Source organism: Aliidiomarina sp. (genome assembly GCF_047920995.1).
In the GTDB taxonomy this organism is placed as follows: Bacteria; Pseudomonadota; Gammaproteobacteria; order Enterobacterales; family Alteromonadaceae; genus Aliidiomarina.
In genome coordinates this window covers 38,118-63,287 of record NZ_JBLRWZ010000003.1, presented here as the reverse complement: position 1 = coordinate 63,287, position 25,170 = coordinate 38,118, and the positions used below count along the sequence as shown (strand labels likewise).

Annotated in this window: 20 protein-coding genes; 13 read left to right on the top strand and 7 right to left on the bottom strand. The window is 46.1% G+C overall.

Annotated elements, in window-relative coordinates:
- Positions 1-50 precede the first annotated feature (50 nt).
- Positions 51-1,343 carry a mechanosensitive ion channel family protein gene (locus ACNA7P_RS01525; protein WP_416256835.1) on the bottom strand — a complete coding sequence of 431 codons (1,293 nt, stop codon included), beginning with the start codon at positions 1,341-1,343 and terminating at the stop codon, positions 51-53.
- 246 nt (positions 1,344-1,589) lie between these two features.
- Between ACNA7P_RS01525 and ACNA7P_RS01520 the strand changes: the two genes are divergently transcribed.
- Positions 1,590-3,734 carry a diguanylate cyclase domain-containing protein gene (locus ACNA7P_RS01520; RefSeq protein WP_416256834.1) on the top strand — a complete coding sequence of 715 codons (2,145 nt, stop codon included), beginning with the start codon at positions 1,590-1,592 and terminating at the stop codon, positions 3,732-3,734.
- 40 nt (positions 3,735-3,774) lie between these two features.
- Here the strand turns inward: ACNA7P_RS01520 and ACNA7P_RS01515 are convergent, their stop codons facing one another.
- A complete protein-coding gene (locus tag ACNA7P_RS01515; RefSeq protein WP_416256833.1) occupies positions 3,775-6,069 on the bottom strand; it encodes a S9 family peptidase in 2,295 nt (764 codons plus the stop codon).
- Between the two features lie 240 nt (positions 6,070-6,309).
- On the opposite strand from ACNA7P_RS01515, the gene prlC reads away from it, so the two are divergent.
- On the top strand, positions 6,310-8,388 hold the full coding sequence (prlC, locus tag ACNA7P_RS01510; protein ID WP_416256832.1) for an oligopeptidase A: 2,079 nt from the start codon (positions 6,310-6,312) through the stop codon (positions 8,386-8,388).
- A gap of 93 nt (positions 8,389-8,481) precedes the next feature.
- Here the strand turns inward: prlC and ACNA7P_RS01505 are convergent, their stop codons facing one another.
- Positions 8,482-8,760 carry a DUF2970 domain-containing protein gene (locus tag ACNA7P_RS01505; protein ID WP_416256831.1) on the bottom strand — a complete coding sequence of 93 codons (279 nt, stop codon included), beginning with the start codon at positions 8,758-8,760 and terminating at the stop codon, positions 8,482-8,484.
- Between the two features lie 21 nt (positions 8,761-8,781).
- A complete protein-coding gene (locus ACNA7P_RS01500) occupies positions 8,782-9,066 on the bottom strand; it encodes a hypothetical protein (protein WP_416256830.1) in 285 nt (94 codons plus the stop codon).
- 278 nt (positions 9,067-9,344) lie between these two features.
- Here ACNA7P_RS01500 and rpe point away from each other — a divergent pair, with 278 nt between their 5' ends.
- From rpe to ACNA7P_RS01485, 3 genes are all read left to right on the top strand, one after another.
- A complete protein-coding gene (rpe, locus tag ACNA7P_RS01495; protein ID WP_416256829.1) occupies positions 9,345-10,022 on the top strand; it encodes a ribulose-phosphate 3-epimerase in 678 nt (225 codons plus the stop codon).
- 138 nt (positions 10,023-10,160) lie between these two features.
- Positions 10,161-11,165 carry a tryptophan--tRNA ligase gene (gene trpS / locus ACNA7P_RS01490; RefSeq protein WP_416256828.1) on the top strand — a complete coding sequence of 335 codons (1,005 nt, stop codon included), beginning with the start codon at positions 10,161-10,163 and terminating at the stop codon, positions 11,163-11,165.
- A 195-nt stretch (positions 11,166-11,360) separates the two neighbouring features.
- Positions 11,361-12,224 (top strand): prohibitin family protein, encoded by an 864-nt coding sequence (locus ACNA7P_RS01485; protein WP_416256827.1) that lies wholly within the window; start codon positions 11,361-11,363, stop codon positions 12,222-12,224.
- 8 nt (positions 12,225-12,232) lie between these two features.
- Here the strand turns inward: ACNA7P_RS01485 and ACNA7P_RS01480 are convergent, their stop codons facing one another.
- Positions 12,233-13,117, bottom strand: coding sequence for a LysR family transcriptional regulator (locus ACNA7P_RS01480; RefSeq protein ID WP_416256826.1), 885 nt, complete (start codon positions 13,115-13,117; stop codon positions 12,233-12,235).
- Positions 13,118-13,284: 167 nt separating this feature from the next.
- Between ACNA7P_RS01480 and ACNA7P_RS01475 the strand changes: the two genes are divergently transcribed.
- The 8 genes from ACNA7P_RS01475 to ACNA7P_RS01440 all read left to right on the top strand — a co-directional run bounded on the left by ACNA7P_RS01475 (position 13,285) and on the right by ACNA7P_RS01440 (position 23,899).
- Positions 13,285-16,005 carry a TonB-dependent receptor gene (locus ACNA7P_RS01475; RefSeq protein ID WP_416256825.1) on the top strand — a complete coding sequence of 907 codons (2,721 nt, stop codon included), beginning with the start codon at positions 13,285-13,287 and terminating at the stop codon, positions 16,003-16,005.
- Positions 16,006-16,081: 76 nt separating this feature from the next.
- Positions 16,082-16,930: an N-formylglutamate amidohydrolase gene (locus tag ACNA7P_RS01470; RefSeq protein ID WP_416256824.1), complete on the top strand. Its 849-nt coding sequence runs from the start codon at positions 16,082-16,084 to the stop codon at positions 16,928-16,930.
- Positions 16,931-16,938: 8 nt separating this feature from the next.
- The gene (locus ACNA7P_RS01465) at positions 16,939-18,402 is read left to right on the top strand and encodes a YfcC family protein (RefSeq protein WP_416256823.1); all 1,464 of its coding nucleotides are present in this window, start codon (positions 16,939-16,941) and stop codon (positions 18,400-18,402) included.
- Between the two features lie 347 nt (positions 18,403-18,749).
- A complete protein-coding gene (locus ACNA7P_RS01460) occupies positions 18,750-19,397 on the top strand; it encodes an anthranilate synthase component II (RefSeq protein WP_416256822.1) in 648 nt (215 codons plus the stop codon).
- Between the two features lie 290 nt (positions 19,398-19,687).
- Positions 19,688-20,899: an aspartate aminotransferase family protein gene (locus ACNA7P_RS01455; RefSeq protein WP_416256884.1), complete on the top strand. Its 1,212-nt coding sequence runs from the start codon at positions 19,688-19,690 to the stop codon at positions 20,897-20,899.
- 17 nt (positions 20,900-20,916) lie between these two features.
- Positions 20,917-21,930 carry an arginine N-succinyltransferase gene (gene astA, locus ACNA7P_RS01450; RefSeq protein ID WP_416256821.1) on the top strand — a complete coding sequence of 338 codons (1,014 nt, stop codon included), beginning with the start codon at positions 20,917-20,919 and terminating at the stop codon, positions 21,928-21,930.
- A 55-nt stretch (positions 21,931-21,985) separates the two neighbouring features.
- Positions 21,986-23,455: a succinylglutamate-semialdehyde dehydrogenase gene (gene astD / locus ACNA7P_RS01445; RefSeq protein ID WP_416256820.1), complete on the top strand. Its 1,470-nt coding sequence runs from the start codon at positions 21,986-21,988 to the stop codon at positions 23,453-23,455.
- A 42-nt stretch (positions 23,456-23,497) separates the two neighbouring features.
- Positions 23,498-23,899: an OsmC family protein gene (locus ACNA7P_RS01440; RefSeq protein WP_416256883.1), complete on the top strand. Its 402-nt coding sequence runs from the start codon at positions 23,498-23,500 to the stop codon at positions 23,897-23,899.
- A gap of 8 nt (positions 23,900-23,907) precedes the next feature.
- Here ACNA7P_RS01440 and ACNA7P_RS01435 read toward each other — a convergent pair whose 3' ends face one another.
- Both ACNA7P_RS01435 and ACNA7P_RS01430 read right to left on the bottom strand, forming a co-directional pair.
- Positions 23,908-24,786, bottom strand: a complete 879-nt coding sequence (locus ACNA7P_RS01435) for a phosphoribulokinase (protein WP_416256819.1) — start codon at positions 24,784-24,786, stop codon at positions 23,908-23,910.
- Positions 24,787-24,799: 13 nt separating this feature from the next.
- Positions 24,800-25,096 (bottom strand): SlyX family protein, encoded by a 297-nt coding sequence (locus ACNA7P_RS01430; RefSeq protein ID WP_416256818.1) that lies wholly within the window; start codon positions 25,094-25,096, stop codon positions 24,800-24,802.
- Positions 25,097-25,170 lie beyond the last annotated feature (74 nt).

The following is a 25,170-nucleotide window of genomic DNA, read 5'->3' as shown; positions in this document are numbered from 1 at the left end:
GCTTGACGCAGCCACGCTCAGTAAATAATTGGCAAAATGTGCGCTGAATTCTACCGCTGTGCCTGCAACTGCTCAAGTACTTCGGGCGATACACTTTTTAAATGCAGATCGCGTTGCGGGTATGGAATCGTAATTCCGTGTTCTTTGAAGGTTTTCCAAATTGCCATGCGTATAGCGGAGCGTACACTCTCGAAACCATTCTCGGGGTCGGAAATCCAGAAGCGTAGCTCTAAAGTAATGCCGTTATCACCAAAATCAGTAAGCCAAGCGTTTGGTACAGGAGTTTGTAGCACTCTTTCGGAAGCAAATGCGCAAGGTAGCATTAACTCAATTGCCTGTTCTGGATCGTTATCGTAACTAATATCAACGTTAACCGTCATCCGTACTTCACGATCGGAATAGCTCCAGTTTATTACATTGGAGGTGATGAGGTTTTCATTTGGAATCAGCGTATCTACACCAGAACGATTACGGAGCACAATGTAGCGTGCTTTTAGCTCCTTTACCCAACCAAACTCGGTACCAATAGTTACAACATCGCCAGGTTTGATTGAGCGATCCATAATCACAATAAATCCGCTGATAAAGTTTGCGGCAATACGTTGCAAACCGAAACCTAAACCAACCCCGAGGGCTCCTCCGAATACAGCAAATGTAGATAGATCAAAGCCAACTGAGCTCAGTACAATCACAACGGCAATAGTAACCACGGCAAATTTAATAAACTTGATAAGCCCTACGCGAGTGCTGGCATTAAGCGCCTTAGTTTCAGCTAAGCGTGATTCAATTAAGTGGGTAATCCAACCAGAAATTGTAAGCGCGATTAGAATAAGTACGAGCAACTTCAAACCGGAAAGTACTGAGAGCCGGAAATCGCCAATATTTGTGCCAACAGAATCTAAAGCGGCCATGGCTTGCGGTAGAACACCGAGTAAATGCATGCCAACGATTATCCAAATCGTTGCCGCAATAAAGCTTTCCGAGGCCTTCAGTAAAGGTCCACCTTTAATACTCTTTCGCAGAAAGTAAACGATAAATCGAATTGCTGCAAATGAGAACAATAAGGCCACGGCGACATCGAGAATCGGGGTGGTTTGCAAGCTTGCCAAAGCAATTTGGCCGAGCCATACCACAAGAAGCATGCTCATCGGCCATGCTAGGCGTTCTATGGAACGAATAGCGAACTGGCGCAAACCTTTACTTTGGCTGCCGCGATCACCGAGTTTTTGAATTAACCGCCGGCGAGTAATCATGCCTATTAATATTGCAACTAATAGCACCGCCCATTCGGGCAATGTTTGCATACTGAATACTTGCTGCAATGTAGATAAAACGTGTTCCATTATGGAATAGCTCCTTCTTAAAACAACATCTATACAAGCATGCGGCGGGGTTGTTTAGTCTAATTCATTAATAATGTACTAAATCTTACTGCAGTGCCAGAGCTCAAATGAAGAGGTGTAAAGTAACAATAACACAGTTTATTAAGGGGTATTTTTGTATGTTTTTTGGATATTTAATCGCCAACTTGGAAATAATGCGGTAACATATCTGTAGTATTATAACGGTTAAAAAGAGAATAAAAAAAGTTGCTTCAATGTAAAGCTTCTCCACCGATACTCGGCGTTCAACTAACCAGCGCTACCAACAAATCTTTACCGAATGCGCTTGTTCGCGCGTTCGTTTGTGTTCTATTCGTTCTGTTTGCTACCAAGCTTTTCACCTTTCCAGCTAATGCCTTTGCTGATGCAGATATTACCGAACCAGCGTTAGAGCTGCGCTTAGATGCTTACCTGAGGATGAACGATAAAGAGCTAGCCACTGCCGAATTAACCGATATACTCGCTAGCATCAACCCTGATAAGCATCCCTCTACTTATGTGCGTGCTCGCACCTATCAAGCATTCGAACGTGCAGAACAAGGCAACATTGAAGGTGCTATTGCTATTGTTGCTGGCATGAATACTTTTACTGAACTGTACCCTTACCCTGATGTGATATCTGAAGTGCAGGCGAATTTAGTAGCGTTACATTGGTTTAATCGGGAAACCGCGAAGGCCTTGATCATTGCTGAGCAACTGATTGAATCGCTCGAAAATGCCACCAACCCGCGTATTCGTTACTACGCCAACAGTGTGATGGTGGGGATTTTTCGAGCGAATAGCCAATATGAGCGCGCTTTGGAGCGTGGTGTTGCAGCTCTCGAGGCTCTCTCAGAAACTAATGATGATCGCACAGAACTGCGGCGCATATCGTTAACGCGCGATATTGTAACGATTCATGCCGATTTAAGAAATTACGATGAAGCGCTAGCCATGGTGAAGCGCAACGTTGCTGATGCAATTCGTATCGAATTAAATGACAGTATTCCCGGTTTGTTGCTGCAGCAAGGTTATGTTGAGGCACAAATGGATTTGCTGGAGGATTCTATTGTTACCCATCATCGTGCGATTGAATGGAGCAAGCGATTAGGCGATGAAGATGTTGCGTTAGTTAGTAAGAACAATATTGGCAGCACCTATATTCAAATGGAGCGTTACGATGAAGCGCGAGTAATTTTACGCGAGGCGCTTAGCTATCTTGATATTGAAGGTGAAACGCAAAACCCAATGGCTTACTTGCTGCATTTTAACCTTGGTTATATTGATGTATTTCAAGGTGAAATCGAGCGTGGTATTGAGCTTGTTGAAGCAAGCTACGCACAGTTAGTAGAAACTTACTCGCCCTCGGAGAAAGCTGATTTACTCGATTACTTGGCCCGCGCTTACGCGCGAGCAGAGCTGTATCAACAGCAAGCGGAAGCATTAATTGAACAGCGTGATTTGCGCGCTGAAATATTTAGCAATGATCGCGAACAGAGCCTTGCTGAACTACAAACTCGCTATGAGGCGCAAGATCAGCTGCAACAAATACAGTTGCTTGAGCAGCGCAATGCTTTGCAAGAACGGGTAATAGAGAATAAAAAACTACAAACCCAGATATTTATTTTGTTTGGCATTGTAGTGATATTTGGTTTGATACTCGTGGTTATTATGTATCGTGCTGCTCGCAAAGCGAATTCAAAACTAAAAGTGGCGAATAAGCAACTCGAGTTTCATTCACTGCGAGATCCGCTTACCGCATTGCTGAATCGGCGTGCGATTCAAGAAAAAATGGCGAAGCGTTCACCCACCGAGCGCAGAGCCACGAAAAATGCATATCCTGATGCGTTAATTCTGCTCGATGTAGATTATTTTAAACGGATTAACGATAACTTAGGCCATGCTGCCGGTGATGCGGTGTTGAAGGTGCTTAGTGAGCGGTTGTTAGCTGTATCTCGCGCAACGGATATGGTGGTGCGCTGGGGTGGTGAAGAGTTTCTTATTTTCCTGAATAATATGAACCCAGAGAAGCTGCCAGAGCTTACTGAGCGGGTGCTAACCATTATCGCTGAAACACCAATTGAGTTTGAAGGCCAAATTATTCCTGTATCTGCCACAGCTGGTTTTATTAGCCTACCGTTTGCGGATGTTAATGAAGCTGAGTTGAATTGGGAGAAAGCCCTACAGATTGCCGACATGGCGCTTTACATTGGTAAAGTGCATGGGCGTAATCGGGCCTATGGTATTACTGGCTTAAAAGCTCCGTTTGCTGAAGTGAAACAATACTTGGATAACGATTTAGCCGAAGCTATTGAACGGGATTTAGTTGATTACGTGCTGATTGAAGGGCCTGAATTCGATAGAGAATACTAGCGAAAGCGGAACTGCTTTCGCTAGTATGTTTGAGGTTATGTTACTGCGCGTTTACTGGCACAGTTTCCCAGAAGAACTCGGTCATCATAGTGCGTAAGTGCAAGCTCGTGCCTTCACCTTCACGAATACCATGCGTACGATTCGGATAAGCCATAAAGCGGAACTGCTTCTGATGCTTAATTAATTCATCTTGTAAGCGCTCACTACCTTGATAATGTACGTTGTCATCGGCAGTGCCATGTACTAACAGCAAGCTACCTTGTAGCTTAGCAGCATGGGTAACCGCCGAGGTTTCTGCATAGCTTTCAGCAGCTTCTGGCAGTAATCCTGAATAGCGCTCTTGATAAATCGTATCGTACAGGCGCAAATCTGGCACTGGTGCCAAAGCTATGCCCGAGTGAAATTTATCTGGGTGGCGGAATAGTGCATTTAAGGTTTGGGAACCGCCACCGCTGTGGCCCCACATGCCTACCCGCTCGCCATCAATCCAATCCCAACGCGCAAGCAATGCATCAAGCGCATCCGCCTGATCTTGCACAGTGATAATACCAAGCTGCATATAAATCGAATGGCGCCATTCCTGCCCTCGTGGCGAGCGTGTGCCGCGGTTATCGATGGAAACCACTACATAGCCCAACTGGGTCATGTAATCGTGCCATAGGTGCGTTTGCCCTAACCAACGATCGGCAACGGTTTGGCCCCACGGTTCGCCATAAATGTACATAATAAGTGGATATTTTTGCGTTGGATCGAAGTTCGCAGGGCGTTTAATGTAGCCATCAAGCATAAGGCCATCTCGCGCCGGTACCTGGAAGAACTCCACATCAGCAGTAAGCTTTTCTGCCAAAATTTCTTTTAGTTCGGTATTCATCTCCAGCTCGTTAATTACACTGTGATCAGGTAAACGTATCATCCGTGTTTCGGAAGGTACGCCCATGCGGGTAACAGTGTGCAAGGCAAATCGACCATCCCGAGATACCGTATAGCCATGATAACCAGGCCAATCTTGCGGAGTAATGCGCTCTGCTGGGCTGATGCCATTTAGATTAACTCGATACAAATAGCGTTGTAGAGGGTTCTCGGGTGAGGCAATAAACCAGGCATAACCATTGCCTTGCTCATCAGCAACAATTTCTAACATTTGCCAAATATCGTACTCGCCCGATGTAAGTGGCGTTAGCCCATCGCCATCGCGATCATAACGATATAAGTGCCGGTAGCCAGAACGTTCGCTCTGCCACAGAAAGCTTTGGCCGTTACGGAAAAAGCGCACATCATCTACTTGCTCAACCCAAGCGTTGCTTTGCTCGGTAATCAGCGATGTTGCGTTGCCCGTTGCGCGTTCGGCTAACCAAAACTGCATATTGTTTTGCGCTCGGTTCATGTGTTGAACCATCAGCTCATCACTATTGCCAGCCCATTCCATGCGCACAATATAATGCTGGCGCGGATCGCCCGGTAGGTTTACCCAGGTAGTATCACCGCCCGTTGCAGCAATAGTACCCACCCGAAGTTCGGAATTGGTTTCACCTACTTTTGGATAGGGGAACTGAGTAAGCGTTGGGTAGAGTTCACTTACGTTATCAATCATGGTGAACATTGGCACGCCACTTGTATCTAGCTGCCAGTAGGCAATGTATTCACCATTCGGAGACCAGCGGAAGCCATCGCGTAGTGAAAATTCTTCTTCGTTCACCCAATCGAATGTGCCATTAATAATGGTGCTGCTGCCATCGTGAGTAAGCTGGGTAATATCCAAGCTATCGAGGTTTTGCACATAGATGTTGTTTTGCATTACATAAGCAACACGGGAACCTGCGGGATCAAACTTAGCAAACTGCAGGGTAGATTCGGGGAAATCGGCACCAAGTTGTATAAGGCGGCCAGAATGCAGATCTAACACCCAATAATCGCCCAAGGTGTGAGTACGCCATGAACGTTTCGTATTGGTGAAAATGAGCAACTGTTGGCCATCTTCAGACCATTCGTAGTTGGCAATACGCAACGGCTCTTCTGCACCTTCTGGCTGTAGTTGGGCGGCAAATACTAATACGGTGCGCTCCTCGGTTTCTGGATGATAGCGAACAATATCGCGGCCGCCGTTATCTGCAGCTTCTAGGGTAGTGTAGCCAGATCCATCGGCAAGCCAGCGCGTGGTAGGAAAGCTTTTTGCGCTAAACGTATTACTCGCGTATATATCTGCCAGTGAAAACGTAGTATCTGCCGGCATAGGGCTGTTTTGCCCGCGCGGCATTGGCGTTTCTGGGGCGCTCGCGCAAGCGCTTAAAAATAGCGCAGCACTAGCGGCCAGCGCCAAGTGTTGAAAAGTTTTCATGATAGTGTCCATTCTTAGTTTATAAGTATTGTTATTCATGTGTGATTGTAGCGGCTTTTTCGTATGAATAAACCCTATTCGAACGAACGAAAGCAGCACTTTAACTTGAACTCTTTGCTGCTGGCGTGAGTATTAACTATACCAGTATGAGGGTTATGTAACTCTAGCGCTTACCGCCCTTGAAATTGGCAGTTGCAGGCCTCACTTATTAGCTAAAGCATTAATCGCAAGGATATCTGCATGAGCGTTTCAACTACAGCAATTCCAAACAACAATACCTCGAACAATCCACTATTAGGTGAGTTTACCCATCCGCCGTTTCACGCCATTCGGCCAGAGCATGTTCGCCCGGCGGTAGAAGCTGGTATTGCCGAGTGTAAGCGAGTAATCAATGAGATCGCTACAAAAGAAGAGGGCGCGGCCGCGGCATTAACTTGGGCTACGGTAGTAGCGCCGTTAGAGCAAGCCGATGATCAACTTTCCAAAATATGGTCGCCGGTATCGCACCTGAACTCGGTAATGAGCGATGATGCCCTGCGTGAAGCCCATGATGGCTGTTTAGAAATGCTTTCCGAGTACTCAACTTGGGTAGGCCAGCACGAAGGTTTGTTTAAGGCTTATCAGCAACTGCGTGATAGTAGCGGGTTTAATGAGCTTAACATCCCCCAGCAACGGGTAATTACCGATACTATCCGCGATTTTGAGCTTTCTGGTGTTGGCTTACCAGCAGCAAAGAAAAAACGTTATGGCGATATTCAAAACCGTTTATCGCAACTTGGTTCGCAGTTCAGTAATAATGTACTTGATGCTACTAACCACTGGTTTGCTCATGTAACTGAGGCCGAGCAGCTGGCAGGTCTTCCTGAAAGCGCTGTAGCAGCGGCAAAAGAACTAGCAGAAGAAAAGGAATTGAGCGGTTGGGTGTTTACTCTTGATATCCCGAGTTACTTGCCGGTAATGATGTACGCGGATAGCGGCGAGCTGCGCAAGCAAATGTATCAAGCTTATGTAACCCGAGCATCAGAGCAGGGCCCAGATGCCGATAAGTTTGATAATAGTGCGTTGATTAATGAAACACTGGCGTTACGCCATGAATTAGCAGAGCTATTAGGCTTCAAGAGTTTCGCTGAAATGTCGTTAGCCACGAAAATGGCGGAAAGCCCCGAGCAAGTAGTGGGCTTTTTAGAAGATTTAGCCCAGCGTTCATTGCCGCAAGCACAAGCCGAGTTTGCTGAGATTGCTGAATTCGCCGCCAACACGCATGGCGTGGGCGAATTAAATGCCTGGGATATCCCATACTATGCTGAAAAGCTAAAACAGCAGGCCTTTGAAATTTCGGATGAACAGTTACGGCCATATTTCCCTGAACAAAATGTGGTGCAAGGGCTATTTACCGTGGCGGAGCGTTTGTTTGGCATCCGCATTGAAGAAGCGCAAGCCGAAACCTGGCACGAACATGTGCGCTACTTTGCAATTAAAGATCAGCAAGGCGAGTTGCGTGCTGGCTTTTATTTAGATCTGTATGCCCGCGCGAAAAAGCGTGGTGGCGCTTGGATGGCGGATTGCGCTGTGCGCCGCCGTTTACCCGATGGCAACCTACAACTACCGTTAGCTTATTTAACTTGTAACTTTAATAAGCCGGTAGGCGATAAACCTGCGCTATTTACGCATGATGAAGTAATTACCTTGTTCCATGAATTTGGCCATGGTTTGCATCATATGCTTACCAAAATTGATGTAGCCGGGGTATCGGGTATTAATGGCGTAGCTTGGGATGCGGTTGAATTACCGAGCCAGTTTTTAGAGAATTGGTGCTGGGAACCAGAAGCGCTAGCCTTTATTTCCGGCCATTATGAAACAGGCGAGCCGTTACCAGAAGATCTGTTAAATCGTATGTTAGCGGCACGTAATTTCCAAGCGGCCATGCAAATGGTGCGGCAGCTCGAGTTTTCTTTATTTGATATGCAAATTCACGCGGCAGCAGATGTAGATGTGCAAGCTGTGTTGAATAGTGTGCGGGATCACGTTGCGGTGGTAAAACCACCAGCATACAACCGTTTCCAGCACAGCTTTGGACATATCTTTGCGGGCGGCTATGCGGCAGGTTATTACAGCTATAAGTGGGCAGAGGTGCTTTCTGCCGATGCATATGCACGGTTTGAGGAAGAAGGTATTTTTAACGCAGAAACTGGCCGTGCATTTTTAGAGAACATTTTGGAGATGGGCGGCAGTAAAGATGCGATGGAGCTGTTTAAAGCGTTTCGTGGGCGTGAGCCAGATATCGCGCCATTATTGCGCCACTCAGGTATTGCCGCGTAATCGATATGCTTTGCTACAACAGAAAAGCGCGAGCTAATGCTCGCGCTTTTTAATCGATTCGTAGGCTGTTGCTTGTTTCTGTGAACTTAGGATTTAACGTAGCACTAATCCAACAATGCCGGCTATTGTAAGCACAAACAGTATTAGTAGCACCACAAACACAATGATATACACCAGTGGGTTGCCGGAGCTAAAATCACGTTTACGGTTCGCTTCAGTTTGCACGCCAAACAACGCTGCTAACACACTAAATACTACTGTGAACAAGCCAGGTTTTCGTGATTCTGGCTGTTTCTGTTCTGTGTTGACACTATTTTCTGTATTAGTACTACCTTCTGTATTGGCACTCTTTTCTGTATTGGCACTATGCACGCGTGAATTCCTTAACTGAGTTTACAATAAACTACGATTACTACTATGCAGCGCGTCTTTTTGTTGCTGTTGGCCAAAAATAAGCTCTAACAAATCTAAAAAATGGACCTGTGGCGAACGGCTTTTTCCTGTTGCCCAAGCGGCCCAATTAGCCTTGCCTGAGCAAGGTACTTGTTGCAACTTAGGTATTTCTCCCGGTAAGTTAATCGTTACCGTGCAATCCGTTGCGGGGCGCGAGCCGATCACTTGCACAAACATTGTGGCAACAAACATCACTGCCGCAATAGAAAGCGATACTTTAAACATATAATTCCCCGAACTTTGCTAACTAATTTATTACTACGCACTCGTTGAAAACTGCATACGTTTTATTAGTTAGCTTATAGTTACTTCTTGATTGCCAACCTAACGTAATAACACACGAGTTCAGTAACCTTGATACATGTTATTTACCAAGATTACTAAAGGCGTTTAATTTAGCAGCAAATGTTAAAATTTTCCATCACCGTTTTTAGGTGAACCTTCGCGTTGCAATTGCTAAACTATTGGCCAAAATAAGCGCAGCAACCTTAAAGGACCAGAAAATGGCAGAATTTCTCATTGCCCCATCTATTCTATCGGCCAATTTCGCCCGTTTAGGCGAAGAGGTAGATGCGGTGCTTGCCGCAGGCGCCGATGTAGTGCACTTCGATGTGATGGATAATCATTTCGTACCCAACTTAACCATTGGGCCAATGGTATGTGAAGCGCTACGCCAACATGGTGTTACCGCACCTATTGATGTGCATTTGATGGTGCAACCGGTAGATTCTTTGGTGCCGCAGTTTGCCGATGCGGGTGCCAGTATGATTACCTTCCACCCGGAAGCTTCGGTGCATATTGATCGCACCTTGCAGTTAATTAAAGATGCTGGTTGTAAAGCCGGGTTAGTGTTTAATCCAGCCACGCCATTACACTATTTAGATTATGTGATGGATAAAATCGATATGATTTTGCTGATGTCGGTAAATCCAGGCTTTGGTGGCCAGAGCTTTATTCCATCAACACTGGATAAATTACGCCAAGTGCGCGAGCGTATTGATGCCAGTGGGCGTAATATTGTGCTTGAGGTAGATGGTGGCGTGAAAGTAGATAACATTCGAGCAATCGCCGATGCCGGCGCCGATATGTTTGTGGCTGGCTCCGCCATATTTAACCAGCCCGATTACGCTGTAGTAATTGAAAAAATGCGGGCTGAACTTGCCGCCAGTAAGCGCGCATAGTAAGTGCGAATAGTAGCCAAACAACAATTGATACATCGCCAACATGAACTAAATTCATCTTGGTGCTCAATGAATATGAATGAAATTCATTTATAACGAGAATTTCACCAGAGCGAACAATAAATAGGTAAAAATATAATGTTAAAGCCAGTTGTATTAAGTGGATGCCAGCCTTCTGGACAATTAACCATTGGTAATTACATGGGAGCATTGCGGCAGTGGGTGAGTATGCAAGATAGCCACAATTGCCACTTTATGCTGGTTGATTTACATGCCATTACCGTGCGCCAAGATCCGCACGCATTGCGTAACGCAACCCTTGATGGCCTTGCTTTGTATATGGCATGTGGTTTAAACCCCGAGCGCAGCACCCTGTTCTTACAATCGCATGTACCAGAGCATTCCCAGCTTGCATGGATTTTGAATTGCTACACGCAAATGGGCGAGCTGAACCGCATGACCCAGTACAAAGATAAATCACAGAAGCAAGAATCGAACATGAACGCAGGTTTGTTTACCTACCCAGTGCTGATGGCCGCCGATATTTTGCTGTACAACGCGCATGAAGTGCCCGTAGGTAACGATCAAAAGCAGCACCTTGAATTAGCGCGCGATATTGCCACCCGTTTCAATAATATTTATGGCGATGTGTTTAAAGTGCCTGAGCCTTTTATTCCCCAGCACGGCGCGCGCATTATGAGCCTGCAAGACCCAACCAAAAAGATGTCGAAATCTGATGATAACGCCAATAACTATATTGGTTTGTTGGAAGAACCAAAGAAAATTGCGAAGAAAATAAAGCGCGCAGTAACCGATTCTGATGAGCTTGCTCGCATTTACTTTAATCCAGAAGAGAAGCCAGGCGTTTCTAACTTACTCACATTGTTATCAGGCGCCACTGGGCGCAGTATTGATGAACTTGTGCCAGAATACGAAGGCAAAATGTATGGCCACTTGAAAGGTGATGTGGCAGATGCAGTGGTAGCGTTCTTAGAGCCTATGCAAGAGCGTTTCCATGCAATCCGTAGCGATGAAGCCATGATGAATGCGGTGCTGGCGAAAGGTGCGGCAAAAGCCCGTGAAGTAGCTGCGGATACCGTTCGCCGGGTATATGATGCAGTAGGGTTTGTGCTATCACGGTAGGTTTTAAAAGTTGAGTTTCGCGTAAAATGCAAACCATAATGGGTGCAAGGAAAACCGCTGATAACAATTACAACGGAGAATAGTATGGGTTTTGGATTATCACTGATTGGGCTAGCCGTAGTGCTAATACTCGTAGTTTTAGGGGTTATTAAAGCAGTAGAAATTATTGGAAATAAAAATAAGGGAATTAAATAAATGTCGGCGAAAAAGAATGTAAGTGTTGTGGTAAGCATAATTGTGGGTGTTTTCATTTTGTTACTTTCGGTAGGCAGCTTTTACACTGTAGATGAAGGTGAGCGCGGTGTTGTGGTGCGTTACGGTAGCGTTGTTTCGGTTTCTGAGCCGGGCCTGCACTTTAAAATTCCATTGGTAGATGCGGTACGGAAGATTTCAACGCAAGAGCAAGTGGAAATGTATCAGCGTATGGAAGCCTATAGTAACGATCAGCAACCCGCTGTAATGAATATTTCTGTGCGCTATCAAATTGATAGTAGCCGAGTAGATGAAGTGTATCGTAATTTTGGTACCCGCCAGGCATTGATCGATCGCCAAGTAACACGGATTGTATTAGAAGAAGCGAAAACCGTGTTAGGCCAGTTCAATGCAGCAACCTCTATTCGCGAGCGTGGCCGGTTGAATGCAGAGATGGCAAGCGCGGTGCAAAATTCAGTAACGGGCCCAGTGATCATTTTGGGCGTGCAGGTGGAAGATGTTTCTTTCAGCGCGGCATACGAAGAGAGTGTTGAGCAGCGTATGCTCGCCGAAGTTGCGGTTGAGCGTGAGCGGCAAAACTTAGAGCGCGAGCGTGTTGAGGCCGATATTGTGCGTACGCGCGCTGCTGCTGAGGCCGATCGGGTGCGTGCGCAAGCACAAGCGGAAGCCGACGGCATTCGTTTACGGGGTAACGCTGAAGCGGAAGCCATTCGGGAGCGTGCCGCCGCGCTTGCCAACAACCCATTATTAGTTGAATTGGTAAAAGCGGAACAGTGGGATGGCAAGTTACCAACCACCATGCTACCAAACTCTGCGGTACCATTTATTGAAGCTAATAAACAATAATAAGGTTGCTAAAGCTTATCGAGGCAATGCTTATAAAACGCCTCGGTAAGCCTACTCATCGGTGTATGAGCTGAAGTAATAAACCCGTATTCAACAGAAATGCGTGGGCTAAAGTTACATATCACCGCGTGGTTGGCGAATTGACCTGCCAGTAATCCATTTACAATTGCAATACCCAATCCTCGTTTTGCAAAAGCGCATGCTGTAGCTACAGTATGCGTTTCTATTTTTACTTTAATGGGAATCCCTTCTGCACGAAACGAATTTTCGATTTGGCCGCGAGAATATCGCCCTTTTCCAAGTAAAATTAGCGATTCGCTGCGCAGATCTTCGGGTTTCAGTAACTTCTTCTTTGCTAACGGATGGTTGGGTGCCATTACGCATACCATGTGCCCTTTTAATATGGGTTCTGCGGTTAACCCAGGGTGAACTTCAGGTAACTGAATGAATCCGCAATCTACCGTTCGCCGCGCTACTAATTCTCGGGCAGAATCTGGACTTCGGGAATCTAAGCTAACTCGCACGTTAGGGTGCAGGCGCATAAAATCGGCAACTACATCTGCTAGTGGGCCCGAGAGAAAGCTCACGGGAGCTACTATTTTTAATGACCCCGCATTTGAATTAAATAAATTTGAAGCTAGGGCGCCAAGACGTTCTACGCTAGAGAGCGCAAGTTCCACATCTTTTCGCATGGCGATGGCTTCATCAGTGGGTACTAAGCGGCTATGTTCGCGATAAAATAATTGAAAACCAACATAGTTTTCAAATGCTGATATTAAACGTGAAATAGCAGGTTGGGTAGTACCTAATCTGTTCGCTGCTGCGGTAGCAGAGCCTGTTTCTAATACAGAATAAAAAGCTTCTAAGGCACGTAAACTTGGTTGGCTGCTCATATGGTGGCTCCCATGATATGAACGTTAAGAATACCATCATCCCATAACATAATGTTATACCATGATACTATGAATGCATAATATTGCATGGGTGAATTTTCGCTGCTAATTTTCACCTCGAACTACAAAATTCTAACAACACTGATGAAAACAAGATGAGGCTAATTATGAAAACGCCACAATTCCAGTTCAGCACAGTAGCGATATCGGTTTTTGCAATTCTGGGGGCTATGTCGGCTTCTCCGGTATTACATGCCCAAGAAGCAGAAGCTGCGGAAGAAAACGAGCGCATTGAAACGATCGCCATTACAGGCTCGCGAATTGCCCGAGCTGATCAATCAAATTCTCCCGTACAGGTAATTGACGAAGAAGCACTTAATATTCGAGGTGCATTGAGCCTTGGTGAGATTTTACAAGAGCTCCCTTCCGTTGGTGCGAGCTTAAACAGTAACGGCACTGCAGGAACTAGCCACGGTGCTTCTAGTTTGAATTTAAGAAATCTAGGCGAAAATCGTTCATTAGTGTTGGTGAATGGCCAACGTTGGGTGAATGGCGCTGGTACACGCGGATTCCGAGATTTTGTTGATTTAAACACGATCCCCTCCATTATGATTAATCGAGTGGAAGTGTTGCAAGACGGGGCTACTGCGATTTATGGCGCCGATGCAATAGCCGGTGTAGTGAATATGTATACCCATCGAGATTATGTGGGTACGCAGGTAAAAGCTTTCTATGGAGAAAGTTCCAGAGGTGATCGTGAATCGGTAAATGTTGATGTTCTTCACGGCCAAGATTTCGGCAACAATAATTTTATGGTGGCTTTTAGTTACGCGGACCAAAAACCTATTTTTTCGCAAGATCGCTCTCTAACAGCCGTTCCACTTAACGGGCTCTCGTTTGGTACTACTGAGGGCATTATTAGAGCACCACAATTACAAGATTTATATGATTTTGATACCTCGGGTGGTATTACCAGAAACCCAGGTTCCGATGGTATGAACCCTGATAGTTGGCGACAAATTACGGCTAACGATCGATACAACCGCTGGGACAATAACTATGTAATGGGCCCTTCAACACGCACCTCTGTTTTTGCCCAGTACTTAATGCCACTTGATAAGGTAAATGTTCGCTTAGAAGCGTTATTTAACCGCCGTGAATCAGACCAACAGTTCTCGCCGGCCCCTCCCGCTATTTTTGCTACTCGGGGAATGTTTATTCCCAATAATCCTGATGTAAATCCATTTGGCGTTGAGCTTGGCGGTAGTGGCTTCCGTATCGATAACTATTTTGATGAGCTTGGCCCGCGAGTGAACGCACAAACAGTTGATACATCACGCATTGGTGTGTCTTTTGATGGCTATATAAATGCTAACTGGGATTGGGATGCATTTGTTTCTTATGCGCGCAATCGTGCCGAGTTTGTTTCGAACAATCAAATTAATTTAGATAATTTGGCGCTAGGTTTACGTGCTTGCGATACCACAGGTGTTGGTAATGTTGCTGCAGCGGCCGGTTGTGTGCCAGTAAATATCTTTAATGATTTAACGCCAGCAATGGCAGATTACATTCGTTTTACTGGTAGAGATACCAATGAATCGCGGCAAACCAATGCGAATTTCAATGTGAGTGGTTTTATTACTGAGTTGCCAGCCGGTGATTTACAGATGGCAGCGGGTATTGAATACCGAAAGGAAGAAGGTATTGATACACCCGACAGTTTCATCAGTAGCGAACCGCAAGTAGTATCGGGTGATCGCCGCACATCTTCTGCCCCGCGAACTGGAACACGTGGTGATTATGATTTATACGAAGCCTATGCTGAATTCAGTATACCGCTGTTAGCTGATCGCGCTGGTATCGATATGCTCGAACTTACAGCTGCTGGCCGTTTCTCTGATTACAGCACCTTTGGTAGTACCTTCAACACTAAATTTGGCCTTAGCTGGCGAGTAAATGATGATGTTATGTTCCGTGGTACTTTTGCTGAAGGTTTCCGCGCTCCTTCGGTTCTTGAATTATTTGAAGGGCAGCGTTCAACCTTTGCACCAGTAGCAGACCCATGTTCAGGTGGCGCTAATTTGCCGGGATGTTCGGGAGTTCCTAACGATTATGTGCAAGGTGAAACACAAGTGCCTGCAACAGTAGGTGGTAACAATGATCTGCAACCTGAAACATCGGAGAACGTTTCTGTTGGTTTGGTATACACCCCTCAAGCTCTGAGTGGCTTCAGTTTTACTCTCGATTACTTTGATATTCAAATCGACGACACTATAAGCACCTTTGGTGCGCAAAACCTAGTTAACCTATGTGCTAATACAGGGCGTAATTGTGGTGTAATCACACGTAATAACAGTGGTGAAATTATCAATATTATTGATGGTCCGGTAAATCTTAACAGCACCTCGGTAAAAGGTATTGACGCGGTAGGGCGTTATAACTTTGATACTGATTTAGGTAACTGGGATGTAATGTTAAGCGTTTCTAAGCTTGAAGAGTTTAAAGAGGTGTCTACTTTAGCGGATGGCTCTTCGGTGGTTGATGATCGCACTGGCCGCGCTTTTTCAAGAGAAGCTTACCCTGAATGGCGTAGTAACTTGAACGTGCAATGGCGCCGAGATGCTTGGTACGCCAACTATAGCTGGCGCCATATTGGTGATAGCAAGGAAACATTCCAAGGTGAAGATCGCAAAATTGGCTCAGTGTTTTATCACAATGCTGCGGTAGCTTATGATTTCTCGAATGGTTTAACTGCTCGGGTTGGTATGAACAATATCACTGATAAGCAACCTCCAGTTTCTCGGGTTAACATTAATATCAACTTCGATATTAATACCTATAACCCAGTAGGCCGATTTAGTTATGTTCAGTTAGTGTATAACTTCTAATTGTCTGGAATAGGGAGCAGAACCATTCGGTTCTGCTCCCTTTGCTTTCCCTTTTTTGTTATATCGAGGAAATCTCATGACCAACCTGGAGAGCTTTCAGTTACTGCAAAATACAACAGGGCTTCTGCCTTTAGTGTTTGATTCACCTCATAGCAGTTCGCATTTTCCAAACACCTTTCCCACACTCGCCAGCGAAACGGAACTTAAAACCGGCTGGGATGCATATGTTGATGAGTTGTGGCGGCCTGCGGTAGATCTAGGTGCAACAATGATTGCAGCTCAGTTTTCGCGCATGTATATCGATCCGAATCGTGCCGAAACGGATATTGATATAAGGTTGCTAGATGGTGAATGGCCCTATGCTATCGAAAGTACCGAGTATTCTGAGCGCGGTATGGGTTTGCTGCGTCGTTTTGCACTTCCAGGCAAACCTATGTATGCCAACCCCCTGCCCGTAAACGAGGTAATGATGCGTATTGAACGATATCATCGCCCTTATCACGAGTGTTTACGTGAATTATTAGATTATTTCGCTGCTAGTTTCGGGGGGGTATGGCACATTGATTGTCATTCCATGAAATCGCAAGGTAATGCTATGAATATAGACGCAGGCGCGGCTAGGCCCGACATTGTTTTGGGTGATGTTAATGGCGCTTCTGCAAATCCTGAGTTCACAGCATATATCGCCACTGCATTTAAGGATTTAGGTTATAAAGTTGCCATAAACTACCCTTATAAAGGGGGATATTGTGTTCGAGCTTATGGAAAACCAGCCTTAAATAGACACAGCCTGCAGATTGAAATTAACCGGGCTTTATATATGAACGAATCGGCTTTCACTAAAAACTCGAAGTTTTCAGAGTTTCAAGCTGATTTAAAGATTGTCTCTGAGCGCATTGCGCAATATGTAAATGCACAACTTTAGAGGTTGCAATGAAGAAAGAGCTGGATGGCGGTGATAAGAAAGAGAAAATTAGTGCAAAGTTACCTGCGCAAAAGAACTCTTTTAATAATACGGCTCTGAAAGTTGAGCGCAAGGGCAGTAACCCGATTATCATTTTGATGAGTATACTACTACTCGCTGCGGCGCTTACGTATTGGGTTGGTTCGGGAGAATTTGCCCGCGATGGTAATTTAGTGGTGCCTGGTTCTTTTCAAAGTGTTGAAAAAGACCGCTCGATTAGCAACCTTTGGCGAGTGAGTGATAGTGCTGATGTAGCACAACCGGTAAGCATAATTCAAATTGCGATGGCTATCCCACTTGGTTTAGAGCGTGGTGCGAACCTTATTTTTATGGTGTTAATTATCGGTGGCATGTTTGGTATTTTAACCAAAGCAGGCGCCGTTACCGCTGGGCTAGAACGCTTATTGGGCGCTCTGCGTGGCAATGTTTATGTGCTAGTGCCAACATTGATGTTTGTATTTGCTGCGGGGAGCACTTTTCTTGGCCTAGCTTCCGAATATCTGCTGATTATTCCGCTCATGGTGGAAATGGCCCGGCGTTTGGGGATGTCGAATTTAATGGGTTTGGCTATCCTTACGATATCAGTGAAAGCTGGTTTTCTCGCTTCTGTTACCAACCCTGTGGCGCTTACTGTTGCGCAACCATTGGTTGATGTTCCGGTATTTAGCGGCATTAGTATGCGATTAGTTGCATTTTTCGTATTTACTATTGTGGGTATTATTTTCATGATGGTAATGATTAAACGCTCTGGCTTTGATCCGGATGCTGTTATCGAATTCGATACCTCCAAACTAAGCTTTCGGCATGCGCTCATGCTTTTAGTATTATGCGCAGGCATAGGTTTGTTGGTGTATGCGTCTACCACCTGGGGGTGGCGTAATCAGCAGCTTACCGCATTTTATATTGGTTTAGCGGTAGTGCTAGCAAGCATTAGTGGTTTGGGTGCAAGTGGGGCTGCCGATGCGTTCGTGGAGGGGATGCGGAAAATACTGTTAGCTGCAATTTTAATTGGCGTAGCGTTCGCAATTGCAGTAACGCTGCAAAATGGGCAAATTCTAGATACCGTTATTTTTCGGCTAACCAGCATTGTGGGTGAAGATAACCCGTTATTGGCGGTGCAAGGGATGTTTGTTTCGCAATTGCTCCTCGATTTTCTTATTCCATCAACTTCAGGCCAAGCGGCTGTGAGCATGCCGATACTTGGCCCTATTGGTCAATTGGTTGGGTTAACACCTAATACCACGGTTTTGGCGTTTTTGTTTGGTAATGGCATATCCACAATTTTCACCCCTACTTCAGGCACGTTATTGGCCTATTTGGCTACTGCTCAAGTACCTTGGGCAACATGGGCTAAATTTGTTCTGCCACTCGTTGGTATTTATATTGTGTTGTGCGTTTTACTATTAGCTATTGCAGTTTTAGTAGGTTATTGAAGTGGGATTTGGTTATCGAAGTGAAAAAAGAGCTAACCACAGTGTGGCTAGCTCTTTACGGTTAGAACTTGCATGCAAATGTGCTTAGAAGCGGAAGTTTAAACCCACAGCAAAGCCATCAAAAGCTGTAATGGTTGCAATAGCGATATATTTCATCTTCATAATGTTGTTCATTTCCTTGAGTTACCTCTAGTGTTGAAAATTAACATGAGCTATCGGGCTGTAACGCACTGGTAACGGGGGTTAAAGGTTATGTTAATAGGTAGCGAAATTAAGGGTTTCTTTACGAAAGGAAGCTAATGCTATAATTGCGGCGCAATAGAAACTCTACTAATAAAGGCTGTGCAATGCTGTTAATGCTCGATAATTATGATTCGTTTACCCATAACCTAGTGCGCTATTTTCGTGAACTGGGGCAAGAGGTGCGGGTAGAACGCAACGATGCATTAACTGTGGCTGATATTCGAGCGTTGCAGCCAGCCGCTCTGGTGATATCGCCGGGCCCCTGTACACCCAATGAAGCAGGCATTTGTTTAGCAGCGATTGAACAGCTTGCTGGGGAGCTACCTATTTTAGGTGTGTGCTTAGGGCATCAAGCGATTGGCCAAGTATTTGGCGGAAAGGTAGTGCGTGCCCATGAAGTAATGCATGGCAAGCGCTCTCGGGTACGCCATGATCCAAGCGCGCTATTTGCTGATATCCCGGAGTATTTCGATGTGGTGCGCTATCACTCACTGGTGCTGGAGCAATCTTCGCTGCCGGAATGTTTAAAAGCTACCGCGTGGGTGGCGGATGCGGGAATGAGGGCAGAAGTTATGGCACTGGAGCATCGCGAACTACCGATATTTGGCGTACAGTTTCACCCGGAATCTGTACTGAGCGAGTATGGCCACCAAGTGCTGGCGAACTTCTGTAAGTTACTACCGGGTTTAACCGTTGAGCAGCAACATGCGCTGCAATCGACGAACCGGGAAGTGTTACCGCAAGGGTTTTAAAGTTTCTCTGTAATTAAACCTTAGAATAAATATTACCTAATCGGGTTGTAGCGCCATACATCTGCACGCATCATTTACACTTCATTGCATACTTATGCGCCTTATTCGCAAAACTAATTTTTCGCTTCTAGCCCTTTTTCCATAACGCTTTAACAGCACAGACATTTACCTTCATTCATGGCATAATAGGCGTATTCTGTACTTGTATGTACAAACGTATTTGTTTTGTTGAACCTCATAGAGCGTATCGTAAATACGCCTCAAAGGAGAGCTTGTAAATGTCTAATGTTATGCCAGTAACTCGCGCGTTATTTGATGAAGTAATGGTGCCGAACTACAATCCTGCGGCAATCATTCCTGTACGCGGCGAAGGTTCGCGGGTTTGGGATCAAGAAAACCGCGAATACATTGATTTTGCAGGCGGTATTGCAGTGAGCTGCCTAGGCCATTGCCACCCGGCAATGGTGAATGCACTTACCGAGCAGGCCAACAAGCTGTGGCATCTAAGTAATGTGCTTACTAATGAACCGGCTTTGCGTTTAGCTAAAAAACTTACCGATGCCACGTTCGCCGAGCGCGTATATTTCGCCAACTCAGGCGCGGAAGCCAACGAAGCAGCGCTAAAGCTAGCACGCCGTTGGGCATTGGAAGTTTACGGTGAACAGAAGCAAGAAATTATCGCTTTCCACAAAGGTTTCCACGGCCGTACATTCTTTACCGTTACTGTAGGTGGGCAAGCAGCTTACTCTGATGGTTTCGGACCAAAGCCAGGTGGTGTGCAGCACGTAGAGTTTAATAACCTCGAGAGTTTAGCGGCGGTGATGTCGGATAGCACCTGTGCTGTAATGATTGAGCCGTTGCAAGGTGAAGGTGGCGTAGTTCCGGGCACGAAAGAGTTTTTAAAAGGTGTGCGCGAATTGTGTGATAAGCACAATGCATTGCTGATTTTCGATGAAGTGCAAAGTGGTTTCGGCCGCACCGGAACTCTGTATGCGTACGAGCAAACCGGAATTACTCCCGATATTTTAACCACCGCAAAAGCACTTGGTGGCGGTTTCCCAATTGGCGCGATGCTTACTACTGCAGAAATTGCTGCGCACTTAAAGCCAGGCACCCACGGCAGCACTTATGGTGGGAATCCATTAGGCTGTGCTGTAGCGGAAGCCGTGATGGATGTTGTAAACACCAAAGCAGTGCTCGATGGCGTGAAAGAGCGTGAACAGTGGTTCCGCGATGCGCTGCGGAAGATTAACGATAAGTACGATGTGTTCGAAGAAGTGCGCGGCCAAGGCTTGCTGTTAGGTGCGGCACTGAACGAGAAATACAAAGGCAAAGCCCGTGAGTTTTTGGTAGCTGGCGCTGAAGAGGGTGTAATGGTGCTGGTAGCAGGTATGGATGTAATTCGATTTACACCTTCGCTAGTAATTACCGAAACTGATATCGCCCAAGGTATGGCGCGATTTGAAGCAGCAGTAGCCAAAGTAGTAGCTGCACACAGTTAATAACAAAGGGAATTACTATGTTAGTAGTTCGTCCGATCACCGCAGGTGATTACGATGCCTTATACGATTGCGCAGTAGAATCGGGGCACGGCTTCACCTCGCTGCCAGTAGATGAAACCCTGCTGCGCCGACGTATTGAAGGCGCTCAGGAAGCATTTGCGAAAACCTCGCTAAAGCAGCCAGGCGAAGAAGGGTATCTGTTCGTGATGGAAGATACCAAGAGCGGCCAAATTGTGGGCGTGAGTGGCATTGAAGCTGCGGTAGGCTTAACGAATGCGTTTTACCACTACCATCTTGGTAAAGTGGTACACCATTCGCGTAAACACAATATTTATAACGCTTTACAAACACTTACCCTGTGTAATGATTACACTGGGGTAAGTGAGTTGTGCACGCTGTTTTTACGTGAGCCATACCGAGAAGGGCGCAATGGCAGAGTGCTATCTAAGTTTCGCTTGTTGTTCATGGCACAGTTTCGTGAGCGTTTCGCCAAGCAAGTAATTGCGGAAATGCGGGGCATTTCTGATGAGAACGGCCGCTCACCATTTTGGAACTGGCTTGAGAAGCACTTTTTCACCATGGATTTCCCAAGCGCTGATTATCTTACGGGTATTGGTGAAAAAACCTTTATTGCTGAGTTAATGCCGCGCTTTCCCATTTACGTAAATATGTTAGATAAAGCTGCTCAAGATGTGATTGCTAAAGTGCACCAGAATACTTTACCTGCATTAAAGCTATTGCAATCTGAAGGTTTCCGCTACCGCGGTTATGTGGATATTTTTGACGCGGGGCCAACCGTAGAGGCTGAAGTAAGCCAATTGCGCTCGGTGCGCGAGAGCCGCTTAATTACCGTGCAAATTGGCCAACCGGAAGTGAGCGAGAATGTGTTGATATGCAACACCAAGCTAACAGATTTCCGTGCCTGCCAAGCCGATGTAAATTGCTGTGGCGATAATGTAATTTTAACCCAAGAACAAGCCGATGCCTTGCAGGTAACTGCAGGTGATTCAGTGCGCTTAGCACCTTTATAGGGCTTTTTTTAAATGCACCTAATCAGTTCGGTGATGCAAATTAGGGGAAGGATATATGAGTTCGAAAACGTTATTTATTGATGGCCAATGGTTAGCTGGCGCTGGTGAAAACATGGTGTCTGTCGATCCAGCAAAGAACCAAGAGATTTGGCGGGGCCAAGCGGCTACCGCGGAGCAAGTTGATGCAGCCATGCAGGCCGCACGGAAGGCATTTCCGGCGTGGTCACGCACGAGCTTTGCCGATCGTTTAGCGATTGTGCAGAAGTTCTCTCAGCTTCTAGAAGAAAACAAAGAGGCGTTAGCACTGGTAATCGCTAAAGATACCGGTAAGCCGTTGTGGGAAACCCGCACAGAAGTGGCTGCCATGATAGGCAAAGCGACAATTTCTGAGCGCGCATATCACGAGCGTACGGGCGTTGTAGAGAATGACATGCCTGGTGCTAAGGCATTTATTCGCCACAAGCCTCATGGTGTTGTGGCTGTATTTGGCCCCTATAATTTCCCAGGCCACTTGCCGAACGGCCATATTATTCCAGCCTTGTTGGCAGGCAATGTGGTAGTGTTTAAGCCGAGTGAGCTTACCCCTTATGTTGCTGAAGAAACAGTGAAGCTGTGGCAACAAGCAGGCCTGCCTGCTGGCGTGCTGAACTTGGTGCAAGGCTTTGTTACTACTGGTAAAGCACTCACCTCACATGCGGAGATGGATGGCCTGTTCTTTACTGGCTCTTCTACCACAGGCAAATTACTGCATGAGCAATTTGGTGGCCGGCCAGATAAGATTCTTGCGCTTGAAATGGGTGGCAATAATGCACTTATCGTAAAAGGTGTAAGAGATGTAGATGCTGCGGTGCATAACATTGTGCAATCGGCGTTTGTTACTAGTGGCCAGCGCTGTACCTGCTCACGCAGAGTATTTATTGAAAATAATGCCAATGGCGATGCGATTTTGCAGCGCTTGCTCGAAGTAACGAAGAATATCCAAGTGGGTGTTTACGATGCGGAAGATCAGCCGTTTATGGGCGCAATGATTTCTGCAAAAGCGGCTGCGGGTATGGTTTCTGCGCAGAAGCAGTTGCTGGCCAATGGCGCTGAAGTGCTGGTAGAAATGCAGCAAGCTGATAGCGAAAAAGGGTTCGTAACACCGGGTATTTTAGATGTAACCCATATTCGGGAAATGCCAGATGAAGAGCATTTCGGGCCACTATTGAAAGTGTATCGCTACACTGATTTTGCTGCGGCTATCGCGGAAGCGAACAATACCCGTTTCGGGCTTTCTGCGGGCTTACTGGCCGATGAGCGCGCCGATTGGGAGCATTTCTTTACCCATATTCGTGCTGGTATCGTGAACTGGAACAAGCCTATTACAGGCGCCAGTAGCGCAGCACCTTTTGGTGGCATTGGCGAAAGCGGTAACCATCGGCCAAGTGCTTATTATGCTGCCGATTACTGTGCTTACCCAGTAGCTTCCGTAGAAGCTGAAAAGGTAGATTTCCCGGCTACATTAAACCCGGGTTTACGCTTTTAAGGAGAGGCTATGAATAATGCAACGAACACGGCACCGGCGCCTATGAGCGCCAAGGTGCAATGGCTTGATGGTAATAAATTTGTGGCTACTTCAGGTAGTGGCCACGCCGTGGTGTTCGATGGCGATAAAGCCGTAGGCGCTAGCCCAATGGAAATGGTACTGATGGCCGCGGGAAGCTGCTCTTCGGTAGATGTGGTAAGTATTTTGCAGAAAACCAAGCAGCAATTCGTGCGCTGTGAAGTTGCGGTGGAAGGCAAGCGCGCGAATGCCGTGCCAGCTGTGTTCACCGATATTCACCTACACTTCACTGTGTATGGTAATGATATTGAAGAGAAACATGTAGAGCGGGCAGTGAAATTGAGTGCCGATAAATATTGTTCGGTTTCAATTATGCTCGGTGCTAGCGTAAATATTACGCATAGCTTTAGCGTACTCGCAGGTTAACTGCGAGCCTATTTCTTATTGGCAACCAAACGTTTCGCTAGTATCCGTTCAATTAGCGGTGTGAGGATCAACTCCATCGCTAATCCCATCTTGCCGCCCGGCACTACCAGCGTGTTAATACGCGACATAAATGAGCCATCAATCATCTGCAAGTAATATGGAAAATTCGCATCAGAAATTCCGCGGAAGCGAATTACTACAAAACTTTCATCCATAGATGGAATATCTTTGGCGCTAAATGGGTTCGATGTATCCACCGTAGGCACACGCTGAAAGTTAATATGGGTACGCGAAAATTGCGGTACGATGTGGTGAATGTAATCGTCCATACTGCGCACAATACTTTGCGCAACAGATTCACGAGAATGCCCCCGTTCTGAGGTATCCCGAATAATTTTCTGAATCCACTCTAGGTTGGCGATCGGCACCATACCGATCATTAAATCTACATGCTTGGCTACATCATAATTCTCCCCAACTGCGGCACCATGTAACCCCTCATAGAACAGTAAATCGGTTTCTTTCGGTAATGGTTCCCATGGTGTGAAGGTGCCGGGCATTTGATTGTAGGGCACCGCATCATCAAAACTATGTAAATAATGGCGGTATTCGCCTTGGCCACTTTCGCCGTAGGTTTTGAAAAGGGCTTCAAGGGCCTGCAGATCGTTGGCTTCTGGGCCGAAGTAGCTAATGTGTTTGCCTTGCTCTTGTGCTTTGCGAATCGCCATATCCATTTCGGGGCGGGTGTAGCGGTGAAAGCTATCACCTTCAACGAAGGCTGCATTTACTCTCAGCGAACGGAAAATATGCCGCACTGCTTGGCTGGTTGTGGTGGTTCCCGAACCAGATGAACCGGTAACCGCTATAACTGGGTGGTGTGCTGACATATATCAAACTTCCTTAATAATGAGGTGGACGCTCGTCGGCAGATGATGGCGCTGAGCTTTCAGGAATTTGCTGCACGCGCTCAGCCATTATCATGATGTGCTTTTGGATGCGCTGCAACTCATCGCTTTGCTTCGCAACTAAACGGTTTAATTCGCTAATGGTATCTTCCTGAAATGCCAATTGGCTTTCTAGATCAATAACCCGTTGCTCGAGGGCAGCGTAGCCTTTGTCAGAAGAGAGCGTGTTTTTATCTGCCGTAGATTCTGATTCTATCGGTACATTTTGTGATTCAGCCGGAAATTCCGTCATTCTTTCGTTATCCCGTAGTCATTCATGGTCATTTACGTATATGATAGGCGCCTGTTTGTGTGGTGATTTGCAGT

Coding starts and splice junctions, on each gene's coding strand:
- ACNA7P_RS01455 (WP_416256884.1), top strand. CDS start 19,688: ATGCCAGTAACTCGCGCGTTATTTGATGAAGTAATGGTGCCGAACTAC.
- ACNA7P_RS01465 (WP_416256823.1), top strand. CDS start 16,939: ATGAAGAAAGAGCTGGATGGCGGTGATAAGAAAGAGAAAATTAGTGCA.
- astA (WP_416256821.1), top strand. CDS start 20,917: ATGTTAGTAGTTCGTCCGATCACCGCAGGTGATTACGATGCCTTATAC.
- ACNA7P_RS01525 (WP_416256835.1), bottom strand. CDS start 1,343: ATGGAACACGTTTTATCTACATTGCAGCAAGTATTCAGTATGCAAACA.
- ACNA7P_RS01435 (WP_416256819.1), bottom strand. CDS start 24,786: ATGTCAGCACACCACCCAGTTATAGCGGTTACCGGTTCATCTGGTTCG.
- trpS (WP_416256828.1), top strand. CDS start 10,161: ATGTTAAAGCCAGTTGTATTAAGTGGATGCCAGCCTTCTGGACAATTA.
- ACNA7P_RS01460 (WP_416256822.1), top strand. CDS start 18,750: ATGCTGTTAATGCTCGATAATTATGATTCGTTTACCCATAACCTAGTG.
- astD (WP_416256820.1), top strand. CDS start 21,986: ATGAGTTCGAAAACGTTATTTATTGATGGCCAATGGTTAGCTGGCGCT.
- ACNA7P_RS01515 (WP_416256833.1), bottom strand. CDS start 6,069: ATGAAAACTTTTCAACACTTGGCGCTGGCCGCTAGTGCTGCGCTATTT.
- ACNA7P_RS01475 (WP_416256825.1), top strand. CDS start 13,285: ATGAAAACGCCACAATTCCAGTTCAGCACAGTAGCGATATCGGTTTTT.
- ACNA7P_RS01485 (WP_416256827.1), top strand. CDS start 11,361: ATGTCGGCGAAAAAGAATGTAAGTGTTGTGGTAAGCATAATTGTGGGT.
- ACNA7P_RS01440 (WP_416256883.1), top strand. CDS start 23,498: ATGAGCGCCAAGGTGCAATGGCTTGATGGTAATAAATTTGTGGCTACT.
- ACNA7P_RS01430 (WP_416256818.1), bottom strand. CDS start 25,096: ATGACGGAATTTCCGGCTGAATCACAAAATGTACCGATAGAATCAGAA.
- ACNA7P_RS01500 (WP_416256830.1), bottom strand. CDS start 9,066: ATGTTTAAAGTATCGCTTTCTATTGCGGCAGTGATGTTTGTTGCCACA.
- ACNA7P_RS01470 (WP_416256824.1), top strand. CDS start 16,082: ATGACCAACCTGGAGAGCTTTCAGTTACTGCAAAATACAACAGGGCTT.
- ACNA7P_RS01480 (WP_416256826.1), bottom strand. CDS start 13,117: ATGAGCAGCCAACCAAGTTTACGTGCCTTAGAAGCTTTTTATTCTGTA.
- prlC (WP_416256832.1), top strand. CDS start 6,310: ATGAGCGTTTCAACTACAGCAATTCCAAACAACAATACCTCGAACAAT.
- rpe (WP_416256829.1), top strand. CDS start 9,345: ATGGCAGAATTTCTCATTGCCCCATCTATTCTATCGGCCAATTTCGCC.